Origin of the sequence: Lactobacillus sp. UMNPBX12, from assembly GCF_002553955.1 — a bacterium.
GTDB classification, from domain to species: domain Bacteria; phylum Bacillota; class Bacilli; order Lactobacillales; family Lactobacillaceae; genus Lactobacillus; species Lactobacillus crispatus.
Genome location: NZ_PCYY01000017.1, coordinates 24,781 through 43,200 on the forward strand (window position 1 = coordinate 24,781; position 18,420 = coordinate 43,200).

General features: G+C 37.5%; 14 protein-coding genes. 13 read left to right on the plus strand and 1 reads right to left on the minus strand.

The window, feature by feature from the left end:
- The first annotated feature begins 37 nt into the window (after positions 1-37).
- The 10 genes from CP363_RS07580 (at position 38) to CP363_RS07625 (ending at position 14,371) form a co-directional block, all read left to right on the plus strand.
- A complete protein-coding gene (locus tag CP363_RS07580; protein WP_089146331.1) occupies positions 38-1,057 on the plus strand; it encodes an NAD(P)H-dependent glycerol-3-phosphate dehydrogenase in 1,020 nt (339 codons plus the stop codon).
- Positions 1,058-1,138: 81 nt separating this feature from the next.
- Positions 1,139-2,077, plus strand: a complete 939-nt coding sequence (trxB, locus tag CP363_RS07585) for a thioredoxin-disulfide reductase (protein ID WP_005718646.1) — start codon at positions 1,139-1,141, stop codon at positions 2,075-2,077.
- Positions 2,078-2,243: 166 nt separating this feature from the next.
- The gene (locus tag CP363_RS07590) at positions 2,244-3,968 is read left to right on the plus strand and encodes a phospho-sugar mutase (RefSeq protein WP_061204546.1); all 1,725 of its coding nucleotides are present in this window, start codon (positions 2,244-2,246) and stop codon (positions 3,966-3,968) included.
- 102 nt (positions 3,969-4,070) lie between these two features.
- Positions 4,071-6,116: an excinuclease ABC subunit UvrB gene (gene uvrB / locus CP363_RS07595; protein WP_005722724.1), complete on the plus strand. Its 2,046-nt coding sequence runs from the start codon at positions 4,071-4,073 to the stop codon at positions 6,114-6,116.
- The gene (gene uvrA, locus CP363_RS07600) at positions 6,106-8,946 is read left to right on the plus strand and encodes an excinuclease ABC subunit UvrA (RefSeq protein ID WP_098036071.1); all 2,841 of its coding nucleotides are present in this window, start codon (positions 6,106-6,108) and stop codon (positions 8,944-8,946) included. The genes uvrB and uvrA overlap by 11 nt, the downstream gene beginning before the upstream one ends.
- Positions 8,947-9,018: 72 nt before the next feature.
- The gene (locus CP363_RS07605) at positions 9,019-9,561 is read left to right on the plus strand and encodes an HdeD family acid-resistance protein (RefSeq protein WP_005722726.1); all 543 of its coding nucleotides are present in this window, start codon (positions 9,019-9,021) and stop codon (positions 9,559-9,561) included.
- A gap of 93 nt (positions 9,562-9,654) precedes the next feature.
- A complete protein-coding gene (rapZ, locus tag CP363_RS07610; protein WP_005718656.1) occupies positions 9,655-10,536 on the plus strand; it encodes an RNase adapter RapZ in 882 nt (293 codons plus the stop codon).
- A gap of 10 nt (positions 10,537-10,546) precedes the next feature.
- A complete protein-coding gene (gene yvcK / locus CP363_RS07615; protein WP_005718658.1) occupies positions 10,547-11,590 on the plus strand; it encodes a gluconeogenesis factor YvcK family protein in 1,044 nt (347 codons plus the stop codon).
- Positions 11,583-12,518, plus strand: a complete 936-nt coding sequence (gene whiA, locus CP363_RS07620) for a DNA-binding protein WhiA (RefSeq protein ID WP_005722729.1) — start codon at positions 11,583-11,585, stop codon at positions 12,516-12,518. The genes yvcK and whiA overlap by 8 nt, the downstream gene beginning before the upstream one ends.
- 149 nt (positions 12,519-12,667) lie before the next feature.
- A complete protein-coding gene (locus CP363_RS07625; protein WP_098036068.1) occupies positions 12,668-14,371 on the plus strand; it encodes an IS1182 family transposase in 1,704 nt (567 codons plus the stop codon).
- An 18-nt stretch (positions 14,372-14,389) separates the two neighbouring features.
- Here CP363_RS07625 and clpP read toward each other — a convergent pair whose 3' ends face one another.
- Positions 14,390-14,974, minus strand: a complete 585-nt coding sequence (clpP, locus tag CP363_RS07630) for an ATP-dependent Clp endopeptidase proteolytic subunit ClpP (protein WP_005718663.1) — start codon at positions 14,972-14,974, stop codon at positions 14,390-14,392.
- Between the two features lie 194 nt (positions 14,975-15,168).
- On the opposite strand from clpP, the gene CP363_RS07635 reads away from it, so the two are divergent.
- The 3 genes from CP363_RS07635 (at position 15,169) to fetB (ending at position 18,299) form a co-directional block, all read left to right on the plus strand.
- Positions 15,169-16,797 carry an SH3-like domain-containing protein gene (locus tag CP363_RS07635; protein ID WP_098036069.1) on the plus strand — a complete coding sequence of 543 codons (1,629 nt, stop codon included), beginning with the start codon at positions 15,169-15,171 and terminating at the stop codon, positions 16,795-16,797.
- 108 nt (positions 16,798-16,905) lie between these two features.
- Positions 16,906-17,544 (plus strand): ATP-binding cassette domain-containing protein, encoded by a 639-nt coding sequence (locus CP363_RS07640; RefSeq protein ID WP_098036070.1) that lies wholly within the window; start codon positions 16,906-16,908, stop codon positions 17,542-17,544.
- Positions 17,541-18,299 carry an iron export ABC transporter permease subunit FetB gene (fetB, locus tag CP363_RS07645; RefSeq protein ID WP_005718668.1) on the plus strand — a complete coding sequence of 253 codons (759 nt, stop codon included), beginning with the start codon at positions 17,541-17,543 and terminating at the stop codon, positions 18,297-18,299. Before CP363_RS07640 ends, fetB begins: the two co-directional genes overlap by 4 nt.
- Positions 18,300-18,420: the final 121 nt, after the last annotated feature.

An 18,420-nucleotide genomic window follows, 5' to 3' on the forward strand; every position in this document is an offset into this window, starting at 1 on the left:
AATAAAAAGATTTTATTTAGAAAGTTTGAGAGAAAAAATGACGAAGATTGCAGTTTTAGGTAATGGTTCATGGGGTTCAGTATTGGGTTCGATGTTAGCCGATAATGGTAACGATGTAACTCTTTACGGTAACATTGATAGCGTTAATGAAGAAATTAATGCTCACCATACTAACAGTCATTATATGAAGGACTGGAAGTTGAATGAAAATGCCAAAGCTACTGGTGACTTAGAAGAGGCTCTTGATGGTGCAGAATTAGTTTTGTTTGTTTTACCAACTAAGGCCGTTAGAATTGTTGCTAAAAATGTTCGCAAAGTTTTAGATAAAACAGGTGCTAAGCCTTTGTTAGTTACTGCAACTAAAGGAATTGAACCAGGCAGCAAGAAGCTTATTTCTGAAATTTTAACTGAAGAAATTTATCCAAATGATGAAGATAAGATTGTGGCAATTTCAGGACCTAGTCATGCTGAAAACGTTGCTCAAAAAGATTTAACTGCTATTGCTTGTGCTTCAACAAATGAAGAAAATGCTAAGCGGGTACAAGAATTGTTCTCCAATGACTACGTTCGTTTCTACACTAACGATGATTTAGTAGGTGTAGAAGTTGGTGGTGCCGTTAAGAACGTAATTGCGATTGCTGCAGGTATTTTAGTAGGCCAAGGATATGGTGATGACGCCAAAGCTGCCTTGATGACTAGAGGTTTAGCAGAAATCACTCGTTTGGGTGTGCAATACTTTGGTGCTAAGCCAATGACCTTCTCAGGCTTGTCAGGTATTGGTGACTTAATTGTAACTTGTACTTCAGTAAACTCACGTAATTGGCGTGCTGGTAAACAAATCGGCGAAGGCAAGACTTTAGATTACGTTTTGAAAAATATGGGACAAGTTGTCGAAGGCGCTACTACTGTTAAAGCTGTTCACGAATTATGTGAAGAAAAGGGCATTGATATGCCAATTTCAGAGGCAATCTACCGTGTTCTTTATGAAGATGCTGATGTTGATACAGAAATTAAGAAAATGATGGGTAGAGAACCAAAGCCTGAAATTCGTTTATAAAAGATAAGCAAAATAGTTGGCAAGAAGTTAAATCTATTGTATTATTTACTTATCAAAAGTAAGTGGAAAGAAGGATAGATTATGGCTGATAAATACGACGTAATTATTATTGGTGCAGGTCCTGGTGGAATGACTGCTGGCTTATATGCTGCGCGTGCTAACTTAAAGATTCTTGTTCTTGATCGCGGTCCCTATGGCGGTCAAATGAACAATACTGATGCTATCGACAATTATCCTGGTTTTTCTGAAATCAAAGGTCCAGAACTTAGTCAAAAGATGTACGACACAATGATGAAGTTTGAACCAGATTATAAGTATGGCAACGTACAAAGTGTTGAACTCGATGGCGAGGATAAGTTAGTTAAAACTGATGATGGCAATGAGTATCGTGCACCGATCGTAATTATTGCTACAGGTTCAGATCATAAGCATTTGAATGTGCCTGGAGAAGAAGAATATTCAGGCAAAGGTGTTTCATATTGTGCCGTCTGCGATGCCGCTTTCTTTAAAGATGAAGATGTAGCTGTCATCGGTGGTGGTGATTCAGCAATTGAAGAAGGAATTTATCTTTCACAATTAGCTAAGAGCGTTACAGTTATTCACCGCCGTGATCAATTGCGAGCACAACCAACTTTGCAAAAGCGTGCATTTGCCAACAAGAAGATGCATTTTATTTGGAATGCACAAACTGAAGAAATCTTAGGCGATGACATGAAAGTCACAGGGGTTAAGTACCGCGATAAGGAAACTGGTGCCGAAAAAGAAATTCCAGTTGCTGGTGTCTTTATTTACGTGGGTGTTTTACCACAAACTGAACCTTTTAAGGATCTTGGTATCTTGGATGACCATGGTTGGATTGTAACTGATGATCATATGGAAACTAAGGTGCCTGGTATCTTTGCTTTAGGTGATGTTCGTCAAAAAGATTTACGCCAAATTGCTAATGCAGTTGGTGAAGGTAGTGTAGCTGGTCAAGCTGCATATAATTACTACCAAGACTTACAAGACAAGAAAAATTAAATTTATTCGTTTTTTCATTAAGACATGTTCGTATTGGACATGTCTTTTTTTGTCTAAAGCTTAAATTAATGACTAATAAGTTTTATAATTAATAGCAGATAATAGAAAATTGTTAACAGTTTGAAAGCGCTTTAGAAATCCAATTTTTAATGAATAGAGGACATTGATGGACGCTAAAGAAATTTATACAGAATGGCAAAAAGCTACTAATTTACCAGATTATTTAAAAGATCAATTAAATACTTTGGGTAAGGATGAAAAATGGATCGAAGATGCCTTTGGACAGGATATTAATTTTGGTACTGCGGGGATGCGTGGTCGTCTTGAACCCGGTACCAACCGGATTAACTTGTTTACTGTAGGTCGAGTAACTGAAGGCTTAGCTCGTTTAATTGAAGAAAATGGTGCTGATGCTAAAAAGCGTGGGGTAGCTATTTCCTTTGATTCAAGATATCACTCAAGAGAGTTTGCAGAACATGCTGCCAGAGTTTTAGGTGCACACGGAATTTATGTTTACTTATTTGATGATTTAAGACCGACACCAGAACTTTCATATGCAGTACGTCATTTGCATACTTTCGCTGGAATTAATATCACTGCTTCACACAATGCTAAGCAATACAATGGCTATAAAGTTTACGGTGAAGATGGTGCACAAATGGCACCAGATAATGCAGATCGACTTTTTGCTTATGCTCAAAAAGTAACTGATATTTTTGCTGTCAAGGCTGCACCAGTAAAAGAATTGCGTGCTAATGGCACCTTGCAGTTAATAGGTGAAGATGTTGATGAAGATTACTTGAATGAATTGAAGCAAGTAACTGTTGATCCAGAGATGGTTAAGGCCAACGCTGACAAGTTAAAGATCATTTATACTCCACTTCATGGTACAGGCAAGATGCTTTATGATCGTGCTTTCAGACAAGGCGGCTTTGATAATGTGATTCCTGTGCCAAGTCAATCAATCATTGATCCAGAATTTCCAACCACAATTAAGCCTAATCCAGAATACCGTGATGTTTTTGAACCTGGTTTTAAGTTGGCAAATAAGGTAAATGCTAATGTCATTATTGCTACTGACCCGGATGCTGATAGAATGGGTGCAGCAGTTAGAAAAACTGATGGTGATTTCCAAGTTTTGACTGGTAACCAAATTGCTACTTTGATGGCTTACTACCTATTGGCTCATATGAAGGAAAATGGTCAATTAACCCCTGATTATGAGATCGTTACTTCAGTTGTTTCTAGTGCTTTGCCATTTAAGATTGCAGAGGACTTTGGTATTAAGACTAAGCATGTTTTGACGGGCTTTAAGTACATTGGTGAAGAAGTTGACCGGATGAATAAAGCTGGTGATGCTAAGTTCTTGATGGGCTTTGAAGAAAGCTATGGCTATTTGTTTAAACCATTTGCTCGTGATAAGGATGCCATGCAGGGTGCATTGATGTTTGCCGAAGTTGCTTCATACTATGCTTCACGTGGGATGACTGTCTTTGATGGTTTGCAAGAAATTTGGCAAAAGTATGGCGTTGCTTATGAAATTACCCGTGCAATTGAAATGCCAGGTATTGGTGGTCAAAAGAAGATGGCCGAATTAATGAGCAAGTTGCGTAATGAGCACTTAACCGAAATCGGCGGTAGTAAAGTGCTTAAGATTCAAGATTTCTTGCAAAAAGAAACTATTGAAAATGGCAAGAAGACACCATTAGAAGGGTTCCCAGAATCTAATGTGTTGAAGTACTTTTTAGATGATGAAACCTGGGTAGCACTTCGCCCATCAGGTACTGAACCAGTAATTAAGGCCTATGTTGGTGTAAACAAAAAAGACATTGCTACTGCAGAAAAGGCAGCTGAAGATTATCAAAAGGCTTTAGCAGATTTACTTAAATAATTAAGCATTTTTCGTGCGAAAACACGTTCGCGGTAGTAAAATATAGATACTAATTAAAAAGTTGGACTATGCTTGTCCAACTTTTTTCTTGAGGAGTTTTTTATGATTAAACGACAAAAAAATCGCAAATTTGAATTAGTATCAAAGTTTAAACCAGCCGGTGATCAAGAGCAAGCTATTGATAAACTGACTGCTGGATTTAAAAAAGGATATAAAGAACAGATTCTGGAAGGTGCAACTGGTACTGGGAAAACTTTCACCATGGCCAATATTATTGCTAAGCTGAATAAGCCTACATTAGTTATTACGCATAATAAGACCTTAGTAGGGCAGCTATATGGTGAGTTTAAAAGTTTCTTTCCTAATAATGCAGTTGAATATTTTGTTTCATACTATGATTATTATCAGCCAGAAGCTTACGTTCCACAATCAGACACTTATATTGAAAAGGATTCGGCAATCAATGATGAAATTGATCAGTTGCGGCATGCTACTACCTCAGCTTTAATGGAGCGTAATGACGTAGTAGTTGTTGCTTCGGTTTCTTGTATCTATGGTTTGGGTGATCCTAAAGAGTATGCGCGCAGTGTCTTGATGATCCATGAAGGCGAAGAATATGACCGTAATACCTTGTTGCGTGATTTGGTAAATATTCAATATGATCGTAATGATATTGACTTTCAACGCGGTCGTTTTCGGGTCCGCGGGGATGTAGTTGAGGTCTTTCCAGCCGGCAATTCTAATCATGCTTATCGAATTGAATTCTTTGGTGATGAAATTGATCGCATTGTTGAAGTTGATTCGTTAACCGGTGAGGTGATCGGTGAGCGTGAGAGTATTTCGCTTTTCCCAGCTACGCACTTTATGACCAATGACGAGCAATTGCGGCGAGCTTTGGGAGCAATTTCTAAAGAGATGAAATTGCAGGTTAAAAAGTTCGAAGGCGAAGGCAAATTGCTTGAAGCTGAAAGAATCAAGCAACGTACTACCTATGATATGGAAATGATGGGTGAAGTTGGCTATACCAACGGAATTGAAAACTATTCAAGGCATATGGAAGGACGAAAAGCAGGAGAGCCACCGTATACTTTGTTGGACTTCTTCCCAGATGATTTCTTAATTTTAATTGACGAATCACATGCTACTATGCCTGAAATTAGAGCAATGTACAATGGTGACCGTAATCGTAAGCAAACCTTGATTGACTATGGTTTCCGTTTGCCATCTGCACTTGATAACCGTCCATTAAAGCTATCCGAATTTGAAAAGCATGTTAATCAAATTTTGTATGTCTCAGCTACCCCAGGTGATTATGAACTTGAACGAACAGATCATAAGGTTGAACAAATTATTCGACCAACCGGATTACTTGATCCCAAGATTGAAGTAAGGCCAATTGAGGGGCAAATTGATGATTTAGTTGGCGAAATTAATAAACGGATTGACCGTCATGAACGAGTCTTTGTTACTACTTTGACCAAAAAAATGGCGGAAGACTTAACCGATTATTTGAAGGACTTAGGAATTAAAGTACGTTATTTGCACTCTGATATTAAGACGCTGGAAAGAATGCAAATTTTGCGTGACTTACGGTTAGGTAAGTTCGATGTCTTAATTGGAATTAACCTGTTGCGGGAAGGAATCGATGTACCGGAAGTTTCACTGGTAGCAATTCTGGATGCAGATAAGGAAGGCTTCTTGAGAGCATATCGGCCGCTGGTTCAGACTATGGGACGGGCCGCCCGTAATGCCAATGGTGAAGTAATCATGTATGCTGATACGATTACTGATTCCATGAGAGCAGCGATTAAAGCTACCAAGCGTCGGCGTAAAATTCAGATGGAATTTAACAAAGAGCATGGCATAACGCCTAAGACAATCATTAAGCCGATTCAAGACGTAATTTCGATTACTAAACCGTCGAGTGAAAAAGAAGAAAAATCTGATAGTTTTGCAGATCTTAATTTTGATGAATTGACAGCTAAGCAAAAGAAGACAATGATTAGCAACTTGCAAGAGCAAATGCAAGAAGCAGCTAAGAAGCTTGACTTTGAAGAAGCTGCTAACTTGCGGGATGCAATTATGGAATTGCAAAAATCATCAAGAAAACCGAAGACAAGAAAAGGAAAGAATTTTAATGGCAAATGATAAGATCGTTATTCGCGGAGCACGTGAACATAATTTAAAAGACATTAATTTAACTATTCCTAAGGATAAGTTAGTAGTTATTACTGGCTTATCTGGTTCAGGTAAAAGTTCTTTAGCCTTTGATACGCTTTATGCAGAAGGGCGTAGACGTTATGTGCAATCACTTTCTAGTTATGCTAGACAGTTTTTGGGGCAAATGGATAAACCAGATGTGGATTCAATTGATGGTTTAAATCCAGCAATTTCAATTGATCAAAAAACAACGTCACATAATCCACGGTCAACAGTTGGGACCGTCACTGAGATTAATGATTATTTACGTTTGCTTTGGGCCAGAGTAGGCCATCCAATTTGTCCTAATGATGGGACGCTGATTCAACGACAATCAGTTGATCAGATGGTTGACCGAGTGATGGCTTTACCAGAAAGAACGAAAATTCAAATTTTAGCGCCAGTTATTCGTGCTAAGCGTGGAGAACACAAGGAAGTATTTAAGCGAGTACAACGTGCAGGATATGTTCGTGTAATTGTTGATGGTGAGATGCACGAAATTGGTGAGGATTTTGAATTAGCTAAGAACAAGCGCCACTCAATCGATATTGTCGTTGACCGTTTGATTGTTAAGGATAGCATTAAGTCTCGCTTATTTGATTCTGTTGAAGCTGCACTTCGTTTGTCAGATGGCTACATGAATGTTGATGTAATTGGCGGTGAAATGCTTAACTTTTCTGAGTATTATGCTTGTCCAAAGTGTGGCTTTACTGTGGGTGAAATGGAACCAAGACTGTTCTCCTTTAATGCACCATTTGGTGCCTGCCCTGATTGTGATGGGTTAGGGATGAAGTTAGCAGTAGACGAAGATTTGGTTGTTCCGGACAAAACAAAATCTTTAGCTGAAGGTGCACTGGCTCCATGGAAGACTTCCAATTACTATACTGAAATGTTGGAACAAGCTTGCACGGCATTAAAAATTCCGATGGATAAGCCTTTTAATAAACTAACTAAACGTCAACGCGACATTATTCTGCATGGCTCAACTAAGCCGGTGAAATTCCATGTAACTGGTGACTTTGGCGTTAATGATACCGTTCAACCATTTGAAGGAGTAATGGCCAATGTTGAGCGGCGTTATAAACGACCAATGTCCAAGTTTATGCGTGATGTGATGGGCAAATATATGACTGAACTTACTTGTTCAACTTGTCACGGCAAGCGTTTGAATGAAAAAGCATTAGCAGTGAAAGTCATGGGCAAGGATATCGCGGAAGCTTCGGAGCTTTCTATTGATAAAGCACTTGATTTCTTTAAGGAAGTCAAATTAAGCGAGCAAGAGACTATGATTGCTAAGCCGATTTTAAAGGAAGTACGCGATCGTCTTTCATTCTTGGATAGTGTAGGATTAGATTATTTAACTCTTTCTCGATCAGCTAATACCTTGTCTGGTGGTGAAGCTCAGCGTATTCGGTTGGCAACTCAAATTGGCTCAAACTTATCGGGAGTTATGTATGTTTTGGATGAACCATCTATCGGTTTGCATCAACGCGATAATGATCGGCTGATTGCTTCTTTAAAGAGAATGCGTGATTTAGGCAATTCTTTAATTGTGGTAGAGCACGATGACGAAACAATGCGGCAAGCTGACTATTTGGTTGATATGGGACCTGGTGCCGGTGTTTACGGTGGTAAAGTTATGGCACAAGGAACTCCTAAAGAAATAGAGCAGAATCCTGATTCTTTAACGGGGCAATATTTGTCTGGTAAAAAATTTGTGCCGGTTCCATTGAAGCGTCGTAAAGGCAATGGTAAAAAGATTACAATTACTGGAGCTCAAGAAAATAATTTAAAGAATATTAATGTTGATTTTCCGTTGGGCAAATTTATTGTGGTCAGTGGTGTCTCAGGTTCTGGTAAATCTACTTTAGTTAATATGATCTTGAAACGCGCTTTAGCCCAAAAATTAAACAATAATTCAACTAAGCCAGGTAAGTATAAGTCAATCAAGGGTTACAAGAATATTGAAAAAATCATCGATATCGATCAAAGCCCTATTGGTAGAACACCACGTAGTAATCCTGCAACTTATACTAGTGTTTTTGATGATATCAGAACCTTATTTGCTCAAACTAATGAAGCAAAATTGCGTGGTTATACTAAAGCAAGATTTTCGTTCAACGTCAAAGGTGGACGTTGTGAAGCCTGTCATGGTGATGGAATTATCAAGATTGAAATGAACTTTTTGCCTGATGTATATGTGCCATGTGAGGTTTGTCACGGCACTCGTTATAATTCTGAAACATTGGAAGTAACTTATCGGGGAAAGAATATTGCTCAAGTGCTTGATATGACGATTAATGAAGCAACTAAGTTTTTCGAAAATATTCCTAAGATTCAGCGTAAACTCCAGACTATCGTTGATGTAGGTTTGGGTTATGTGAAATTAGGTCAATCCGCTACAACTTTATCTGGTGGTGAAGCTCAAAGAATGAAATTAGCTGCTGAATTGCAAAAGCTTTCTACTGGTAAAAATTTCTATATTCTTGATGAACCAACTACCGGTTTGCATACCGATGATATCAAGCGTTTATTAGAAGTTTTGCAGCGGTTGGTAGATGAAGGCAATACGGTTTTAATTATTGAGCATAATCTTGATGTAATTAAAAATGCAGATTGGCTGATCGACTTAGGTCCTGAAGGAGGGGAACGTGGCGGTCAAATTGTGGCTACCGGTACGCCTGAAGAAGTAGCGAAAGTTAAAGAAAGCTATACTGGTCAGTATTTGAAACCAGTCTTAGAACGCGATACTAAACTAACAAAAGAAGCAAAAAAATAGGCTAGAAGCCAATAGCCAATAGTTTTTATTAACCTTGAATAAGTGTAAAATAGTCTGCAAGGAGGAATAAAAATGGATATTTTTTCTAGTTCTAGAGATAATCGCGGCTTTGACTGGGGCGCATTTATTGCCGGTATCTTAATGGTCGTAGTTGCGTTCGTGTTATTACGTCACCCAGCTAAAGGGTTGCATGCATTTGTCTTGATTTTTGCTATTGTATCAATCGTTCAAGGTATTGTATGGTTGGCTGCTTACTCACGCTTTCGTGAATTTTTCTCACGTAGTTGGGTAGCAATTGTGTCAGGTGTATTAGATATCATTATCGGTATCTTGTTCATTTGCTCATATGATATTGGTGGTTTGACTATCGCTTACTTATTTGCAATCTGGTTCTTTGTTGATTCAGTTGTAGGTATTGCTTGGTCATGGCACTTACGTGCATTTTCAACCGGATACTTTGTATTTAACTTGATTTTGAATATTTTAAGTTTGATTATTGCCTTCTTCTTAATTATTAATCCAGTAATCGCAGCCTTAAGCTTAGTATGGTTAGTTGCATTCTGGTTATTAGTCTTTGGCATTAATGAAATTGTGGTTGCATTTATGCACCGTTAATATTTGATAAAAATTTAAGCCGAAAGGCTTCTTTTTTTTGCACAATTATGACACACCCGGTATGATATAATTTGTAAAGAGGAGGATTTTAGCATGGCTGATGAGAAAAAACAATTATTAATAGTCACAGGCATGAGCGGAGCAGGTAAAACTGTGGTCGCTCATGACTTAGAAGATATGGGCTACTTTGTAGTCGATAATCTTCCTCCAACTTTATTAGGTAGTTTTTGGGATTTAATTAATAATTCCAATGACTTTCATAAGGTAGCCGTAGTAATTGATTTACGAGTTAAGACATTTTATCGCGATTTATTGGATGAAGTTAATTCACTTGAAGATAATGGCAATGTGCAAGCTACTATCCTATTTTTGGATGCTTCCGATGATGTCTTGGTTGCTCGTTATAAAGAAACAAGGCGTCTTCCGCCTTTAGCCAATAATGGCAAAGGTCGCTTGCTTGATGGCATTCAAGAAGAACGTCGTATTTTAATGCCAATTAAAAATAGATCAAATTATATTATCGATACGTCAAACTTGTCGACTAAGGAATTAAAGCAAAAATTAATCAATACATTTAGTGATCGCAAGCGGCAACCATTTTCAATTGAAGTGATGTCATTTGGCTTTAAGTATGGGATGCCAATTGATGCAGATATTGTAATGGATGTGCGTTTTTTGCCTAACCCATTTTATATTTCAGAATTAAGACCATTTACGGGACTGGACAAGCGTGTATTTGACTATGTGATGAACAAAGAAGAAACACAGGTCTTTTATAAAAAATTGCTTGATTTGCTTGAAACAGCTATCCCTGGATATATCAAAGAGGGGAAGGAAAAGTTGACCATTGCAATTGGTTGTACTGGGGGTCAACACCGGAGTGTTTCAATTGCCCAACAGTTGGCACGAGATTTAGCTAAAAAATATCCAGTCGATATTACTCACCGTGAAGTGAGTCGTTATATTAGAAAGTAGGTGCGCACCTATGCCATATGGAGAAACAAGGATTGTTCGCGTGATTAAAGGCAGACGTCCCCGTGTAGTCGTAATTGGTGGCGGTACGGGTTTACCAGTTATTTTGAATGCCTTAAAAGATCAAAACGCGGAAATTACTGCAATCGTAACGGTTTCAGATGACGGCGGTTCATCTGGTTCAATCCGTAACTTTATTAACGTAGTTCCACCTGGTGATATCCGTAATGTTTTGGTATCACTTAGTGACTTACCTCAGGAAGAAAAGAATATTTTTCAGTATCGATTTGATTCATCCGATTCCTTTTTTTCAGGACATGCAATCGGTAATTTAATTATTGCGGCATTGAATGAAATGCATGGCAATATCTTTGATGCAGTTCAATCTTTGTCAAAAATGATGAAAATTGATGGTCATGTTTTTCCAGCTTCCAATGAACCATTGACTTTAAACGCAGAATTCGTGGATGGAACTACGGAGTCTGGTGAAACTGAAATCACATCTAAAGATAAGCGGATTAAGCGTGTCTGGGTGACCGATACTGATTCGGATGAAGAGCCTAGAGCTGTTTTACCAGTACTGGCTTCGATTATGCAAGCTGATGCAGTCGTACTTGGGCCAGGTAGTTTATTTACTTCAATTTTACCTAACTTAATGATCTCTAATTTAGGTGAAGCAGTGCGTGAGACTGACGCCGAGGTTATTTATATTTGCAATATCATGACTCAGCGTGGTGAGACAGATCACTTTAGTGATGCGGAACACGTACAGGTAATTAACGATCACTTAGGTGGAAATTATATCAATACCGCTCTGGTTAATGGTGCCAAAATTGATATGAGCAAATTTCACCCAGAAGATTATGATGCTTATCTTGAGCCTGTTAAGAATGACTTTGAAGGCTTAAGAAAGCAAAACTGCCGTGTCATTACTGATGACTTTATCGATCAACGTCATGGATTGGTATTTCATGATGGTGAAAAGGTAGGAAAAGAAATTATTAATCTGGCATTTGAATCAATGTCACGTAAAAGAATGAAGGAAAATGATGGCTAGTTATGCTAGTGAAGTCAAAAAGGAGCTAACTTCGCTTGAGGTGCATCCAGAGCATGCCAAAGCAGAGTTAGCTGCTTTTTTGCGAATGAATGGTGTATTAAACTTGCACGATCATCAATTTAGCCTAGATATCACTACAGAAAATCCTGCGATTGCTCGACGAATTTTTAAGCTGATTAAGATTGCTTATGGTATTGAGCCATTGCTGATTGTCTCGCGCAAGATGAAATTGAAAAAAAATAATCAATATTTGGTACGATTGAATCAGAAGGTACAAGAAATCCTAGAAAACTTACAAATCTGGGATCCTGAAAAAGGTTTGGTAACGCGAATTCCTCAGAGAATTATGACTTCACGTGAAGGAGCAATGTCCTATTTACGCGGTGCATTTCTAGCCGGAGGTAGTGTCAATAATCCAGAAACGAGTCGTTATCACTTGGAGATTTATTCAACTTATGAGGACCATAATGAGGATTTATGTAAGTTGATGAATAATTATTTTTATTTAAATGCTAAAGCAACTAAACGTAGAAGAGGCTATATTGTTTATTTAAAAGAAGCCGCAAAAATTGGCGACTTTTTGCATATAGTGGGTGCACTTAATGCAATGCTTAACTTTGAAGATTTGCGTATTATGCGAGATATGCGAAATTCGGTTAATCGCTTGGTTAATTGTGATACCGCGAATATGAAAAAAACAGCCTCAGCTTCAGCTAAGCAGGTAGAAGACATCCAGCTGATTGAACAAGAAAACGGCTTAGATGATCTACCAGAGAAATTGCAAGTTTTAGCGCGTTTTAGATTGGCGCATCCAGAATTAACTTTAAAGGAAGTAGCTAATCAAATTCCGGATGGTCCGATTTCGAAGTCAGGAGTTAATCACCGATTTAAGAAACTACATGAGTTAGCTGAGAGTTTAAGAGAATAAGAAAAAGTGTCTGGGAAAAAACTAATTCCTAAGACATGAAAAAAGAACGATGATTTCCTTTTCGATTTCATCGTTCTTTTTCTATACTTTAACTGCCTTCCTTGATATTATTAAATCGCTACAGTATAAAAAGAAAGAAGACAATCTCAATGTATCAAAATTATACCACAGGCCAGACTGCTTTAACACTTAATTTAGACTTTACTATACCTAACAATCACTTGGCAACAGTGATCGGCTGGTTCGTCGATTCGATTCCAGAAGACGTCCTATTGGGCGATTCTGCCAAAACCGGGCGTCCTGCCTATCACCCTGCTATGATGCTTAAGATCTTGCTTTTTGCTTATTCTCGCAGAGTATTCTCAGGCAGAAAAATTGCGCTGATGTTAGAAGAAAATCTACCAATGATGGTATTGGCTGAGCACCAGCAGATTTCATACCATACCATCAATAATTTTAGATCGAGCGACCACGCCAACGAATTGGTCAAGAAATGCTTTCTTTACTTTACCAACCTACTGGAACAAGAAGGCTTGATCAACGAAGGGGCTATCTTCATCGACGGCACGAAAATCGAAGCCGATGCCAATCGCTATAGCTTTGTCTGGCGCAAGGCAGTTGAAAAGTATCATGAAAAGCTCAAAGGTCAAGCAGTTGAACTATATGATGAACTGATTGCCAAAGAAGTCGTCAAAGCAATGGCAAAAGAGCAAGTACAAACCAGTCAGGGGTTGACGGAGCTAGCGCAAGAAACGGAAGCTGAAATTGAAAAACTGACTGAAGAGATTGCCCAAGAGCCTAAAGCCATTCCTGGCGGCTCGGCTAGAAAAGCAAAAAGACGAGCTCTAAAAAAGCTGCTTCATAAGCTAAGAAAAGACTACGTGCCTAGAATGAAGAAGTATGAAGAGGCAGAAGAAGTCTTTGCTGGGCGAAATAGCTACTCTAAAACCGACCACGATGCGACGTTCATGCATATGAAAGAAGACCACATGAAGAACGGCCAGCTCAAGCCAGGCTATAATATCCAAGTCGCTACAACGGATCAATACGTAGTCGATTTTGCTTTGTATCCCAATCCGACTGACTTTAAGACGCTAGAGCCTTTTTTAAAACAGATGACGACAATGGACAAGTTCGATAAGATCGTCGCCGATGCTGGCTACGGCAGCGAGTACAACTACTCAATGCTTGAAGAAGAATATTCAGACAAGCAGTACTATATCCCTTATACCATGTACGAAAAGGAACAAACTAGAAAGTACAAAAACGATCCAACTAAGCTAGCCAACTGGTTCTATGATGAAGAAGACGATTACTACCTTGATCAAAACGACGTTAGGTTTAGCTTCAAATGTTATAGTCGGCGTAAAGATAAATCGACTGGTCAGGTTCGCGATTTTAAGGTTTACGAAGCGGATAAATTTCAATTAACGCCAGAATTAGAGCGTTTAGCCAAAACCAAGAGCGGACGCCAGCGGCAGGTTCGCTATAATCCTAACTGGCAATACTTAAAAGAAAAAGCTAAAGGAGTTCTCCAAAGTCCTGAAGGCAGGTACATCTACAGCAAGAGAAAGTATGATGTGGAGCCAGTTTTTGGACATTTGAAGAACGTTTTTGGCATGCGTCGAACTCATTTAAGAGGCAAAAAGAAGGTTGAAACTGATGTGGGAATAGCCTTCATGATGATGAATTTAAGCAAATATTGGAACAGAAGATGGTCAAAGGACCAATCTTCTTTACACAAAAATAAAAATAACAAGAAAAAGACGGTCAAGCAACTCAAATTAAGAGTTGGATTGATCGTCTTTTGGTATCTGAAAGTTAGTTTTTTCCCAGACACTTTTAGAGTGTGAATAATTTTTAATAATTAATTACTTCTTCTTATTAACCATGATTTCGTCAATCAAACCATATTCCTTGGCTTCTTCAGCAGTTAAGTAGTTGTCACGTTCAGTATCCTTTTGGATCTTTTCCAAAGGTTGACCGGTAGTTTCGTGCAAAATTTCGTTGATCTTCTTACGGCTCTTCAAAATTTCGTTAGCTGCAATTTGGATATCAGTTTGTTGACCTTGAGCACCACCTAATGGTTGGTGAATTAAAACAGTTGAGTTAGGAAGTGCAAAACGCTTACCCTTAGTACCACTAGTCAAGAGGATAGAAGCCATTGAAGCTGCCATACCAATTGCAATAGTTGATACGTCTGACTTAATAAAGTTCATGGTATCCATGATAGCTAAGCCGGAGGTGATTACACCACCTGGTGAGTTGATATAAAGTGAAATATCCTTGGTATTGTCTTGAGCATCAAGGAAGAGTAATTGAGCGATGATTGAGTTAGCCATTTGGTCATTAATTTCACCGCTAAGCATGATAATTCTGTCTTTTAATAAGCGTGAGTAAATGTCATAAGCACGTTCACCACGAGCAGTTTGTTCAATAACTGTAGGTACTAGCATAAATTTGCCTCCTAATTGATTTCGTATTAATTAGCACTCTTTCAAGTACAGTGCTAATTAAATCACTTCGTAATGAAAGTGTCAAATAAAGAAGCTCAATGGTAACAATGGTAATAAAAATGTATTTTAGCTAACAGTGTTTATATATTATAATATAAAAGTAAAATGCAAAATATAAGATACGGAGGATAGGTTTGAAGTATTCAAATAAAATTTTAACTGCTACTTCAGCTGTAGCACTGGGTGTTGGTTTGTTAATTGGTTCTACAAATGCAGTATTTGCAGATAATTCTAAAACTACTGATAGTAATACAGATACTGCTAAGACTGATTCCAGTGCGAAGAAGGGACCATCTCAAACAAGTACTTCTTATGACTTAATGGTTAAAGTAGGTAGCAATAAGAATTATCCTGTTTATAAAAAGATTAGTAATGGTAAACCTAGTGGTAAGATTGCTGATGCTAGCGATTATCAATATGCTCATATTCAATCTGACCAGAGAATTAAGACAAAGGATGCAACTTATTGGCGTATTTATGTAAATGGTCGTAAAGTTGGTTATGTTAACCAAAACTACTTTACAAGAGATGCTATCGCTGTACCAAAGACTATCAGTTTAGTACAAAATAGTCACTACGATTTTGATCCAACTGATGCAGTAAGTTATGTAACCAATTATATGGGTACTGTAATTGATACAGCAGATATTAAGATTTCAGAAGATGCAATCGATTGCTCAACTCCAGGTACCTATAATGTTAAATATAGCTATGGTAAAGCAAAGGCAACTGTTAAGGTAACTGTCAGAAAGAGTACTAAGGAAGGAATTGCTGATGCTGATAGCGTCCAAGCTAAGCCATTTAACGGCGATTTGAAATCCTGGAAGACTTACTACGGCAGTTCTGCTAACTATGTAACTAAGACTGATTTTACTCCTGATAAGAATAAGCATGCTTATGATAGTGAAAGCGGAAAATTAGATTTCACTACTCGCTTCTTCCAACCAGTTTTATTAAGTGTTTACCGTGACATTAAAAATGATGACTATATTAACCGTGTAGGTCATATTCCTGAAGGAATTACCATGTCAAATGGCTGGTTGTACACTAGTTTATTAAGTAGTACCCTGATTAGCAATGGTCATATTGTAGGATATAATCTTAACCATTTAACCAATGCATTTAACGGACAATACTTACTTGATATGAGCCAAAAGAAGTTCAATTCTTACGTTAAGAACATTAAAGTTAGTCCATATATTCCAATTGGTCACGGTCAAGCAATGGGCTCAACTGATAAATACATTTACGTTCTAAATAACAATAATAAGGTTTCATACAAGAGCAATATGTCTGAAGAGTTAATCCAAATTCGGAAGAGCGATATGTGCATTAACAAGATTTGGACTATTAAATGCTGGAACGGTAGTGATTCAGACGGTCGTTACTTCAATAATGGTGTTGTTGTAAATGATCACAAGCTTTACACAACTCTTTATAATAAAGAAAAAGACCAAACTGAATACTGGGAATTCAACCGCAAAGGCGATAACTGGTATCCAACTATGGTAGGTGCAACTAAGGGTGGCATTGTAGCAAACACATACACTCAAGGGTTTACTTATGATGCCAAGAACAATAACTTCTACCTTGCATTCAATGACGTAATTGCTAAGATTGCAACTGATGGTGAAGTTAAGGATACTTACCAATACCACACTGGTCGTGAAATTGAAGGTATCGCAACCTACAACAACAAGTTATACATGAACTTAGCTCAACGTGCTGAATTACTTGAAAGTAAACAAAAGTTGACTAAGTAATCATTATCGATATTAATTTAAATAAAGGAAATTCAATGAAAATATTGGATTTCCTTTATTTTTTTAGTTGTATAATTAGAAAAATGAGTTATTTAGTTAGGCAAAAGAATGAAAATATTAGAATTAAAACATATCCAATATAGTGCAGATAAAAAACAAATATTGCAAGATGTATCATTTAAGGTTAATAAAGGCGATTTTCTAACCTTAATTGGCCCATCAGGTGCAGGAAAAAGTACGATTTTACGATTGATTGCAAATTTAATTAGTGCTAATTCAGGCGATATTCTATATCAAGAAAAAAACATTAACTTCTTAAATCCAGTTCAATATCGTAGAGAAGTTTCATATTGTTTTCAGCAGCCGTCTTTATTTGGGCAAACAGTAAGAGATAATTTGATTTTCCCGTATGAAATTAGAAAAGTAGATGTAAATGACAAGCAAATAGCTGATTTACTTAATCAAGTTGATCTCTCTGCTGATTTTTTAGATAAAAAGATTACTGCTTTATCAGGTGGTGAAAAGCAAAGAGTTGCGTTAATTCGAAACATAATATTTTTACCAAAGATATTGCTATTAGATGAAGTAACTACCGGGCTTGATAATCAAAGTAAAGATATTGTACATAATTTGATTAAAGATGTTTCTGAGAAAGGCGTGACAATTATTCAAGTTACACATGATCAAAGTGAAATTGATGAAGCAAGCAATATTTTAAGAGTAAAAAAGGGCGGAATAATCGAATGAAAAATGTTGTAGTTAGCAACTGGTCGTTAGTATTAGCTTTTGCACTGGTGTTAGTTTCCATTGGAATTTCTGCGAAAGAAAAATTAGGACTAACCAAGGATATTTTAATTAGCGTGATTAGGGCGATAATTCAGTTAGTCGTAATCGGCTACGTTTTGAAGTTTATTTTTCATGTTAATGCCTTGTGGCTAACTTTGGTTTCAACTATTGTGATAATTTTTAATGCATCTTGGAATGCTAATCAGCGTGATCCTAATCCGGGGCGGAATATTTGGAATTCGATAATAGCCGAAGCGGTAGGGACTTACGTGACATTAGGAATTCTGATTTTTTCTGGCGTAATTAAACCAGTCCCTATGCAGGTCATTCCCATTACGGGGATGATTGCTGGAAATGAAATGGTGGCAGTTGGCTTATGCTATAAAGCGTTGAATGATAGCTTTAATGATCTGCATCAACAAGTTTTAGAAAAGTTGGCTTTGGGTAGTGATATTAAAACTGCATCGATGCCAATTTTAAGAAGGAGCATTAAGACTGCGATGCAGCCTACGATAGATTCGGCTAAAACTGTAGGATTAGTAAATTTGCCAGGAATGATGTCCGGCTTAATTTTTGCTGGTGTAAATCCCATTTATGCAATTAAGTATCAGATTATGATTACATTTATGTTGCTTTCTGCCACTGGCCTTGGAGCCGTGATTAGTGGCTATTTGGCTTATAAAAATTACTTTAATGATAGGATGCAATTGAAATAGGCAGTGTGATAAAAATAATTTTCTACATTTAGATTTAGTTAAATTATATTTCATAAGCGTTTGTAACTAAGTGTATAATTTTTTGCGGTAAGTTGAATAAATAATTAAAAAGCTCAAGTCC

Coding starts and splice junctions, on each gene's coding strand:
- CP363_RS07580 (WP_089146331.1), top strand. CDS start 38: ATGACGAAGATTGCAGTTTTAGGTAATGGTTCATGGGGTTCAGTATTG.
- trxB (WP_005718646.1), top strand. CDS start 1,139: ATGGCTGATAAATACGACGTAATTATTATTGGTGCAGGTCCTGGTGGA.
- CP363_RS07590 (WP_061204546.1), top strand. CDS start 2,244: ATGGACGCTAAAGAAATTTATACAGAATGGCAAAAAGCTACTAATTTA.
- uvrB (WP_005722724.1), top strand. CDS start 4,071: ATGATTAAACGACAAAAAAATCGCAAATTTGAATTAGTATCAAAGTTT.
- uvrA (WP_098036071.1), top strand. CDS start 6,106: ATGGCAAATGATAAGATCGTTATTCGCGGAGCACGTGAACATAATTTA.
- CP363_RS07605 (WP_005722726.1), top strand. CDS start 9,019: ATGGATATTTTTTCTAGTTCTAGAGATAATCGCGGCTTTGACTGGGGC.
- rapZ (WP_005718656.1), top strand. CDS start 9,655: ATGGCTGATGAGAAAAAACAATTATTAATAGTCACAGGCATGAGCGGA.
- yvcK (WP_005718658.1), top strand. CDS start 10,547: ATGCCATATGGAGAAACAAGGATTGTTCGCGTGATTAAAGGCAGACGT.
- whiA (WP_005722729.1), top strand. CDS start 11,583: ATGGCTAGTTATGCTAGTGAAGTCAAAAAGGAGCTAACTTCGCTTGAG.
- CP363_RS07625 (WP_098036068.1), top strand. CDS start 12,668: ATGTATCAAAATTATACCACAGGCCAGACTGCTTTAACACTTAATTTA.
- clpP (WP_005718663.1), bottom strand. CDS start 14,974: ATGCTAGTACCTACAGTTATTGAACAAACTGCTCGTGGTGAACGTGCT.
- CP363_RS07640 (WP_098036070.1), top strand. CDS start 16,906: ATGAAAATATTAGAATTAAAACATATCCAATATAGTGCAGATAAAAAA.
- fetB (WP_005718668.1), top strand. CDS start 17,541: ATGAAAAATGTTGTAGTTAGCAACTGGTCGTTAGTATTAGCTTTTGCA.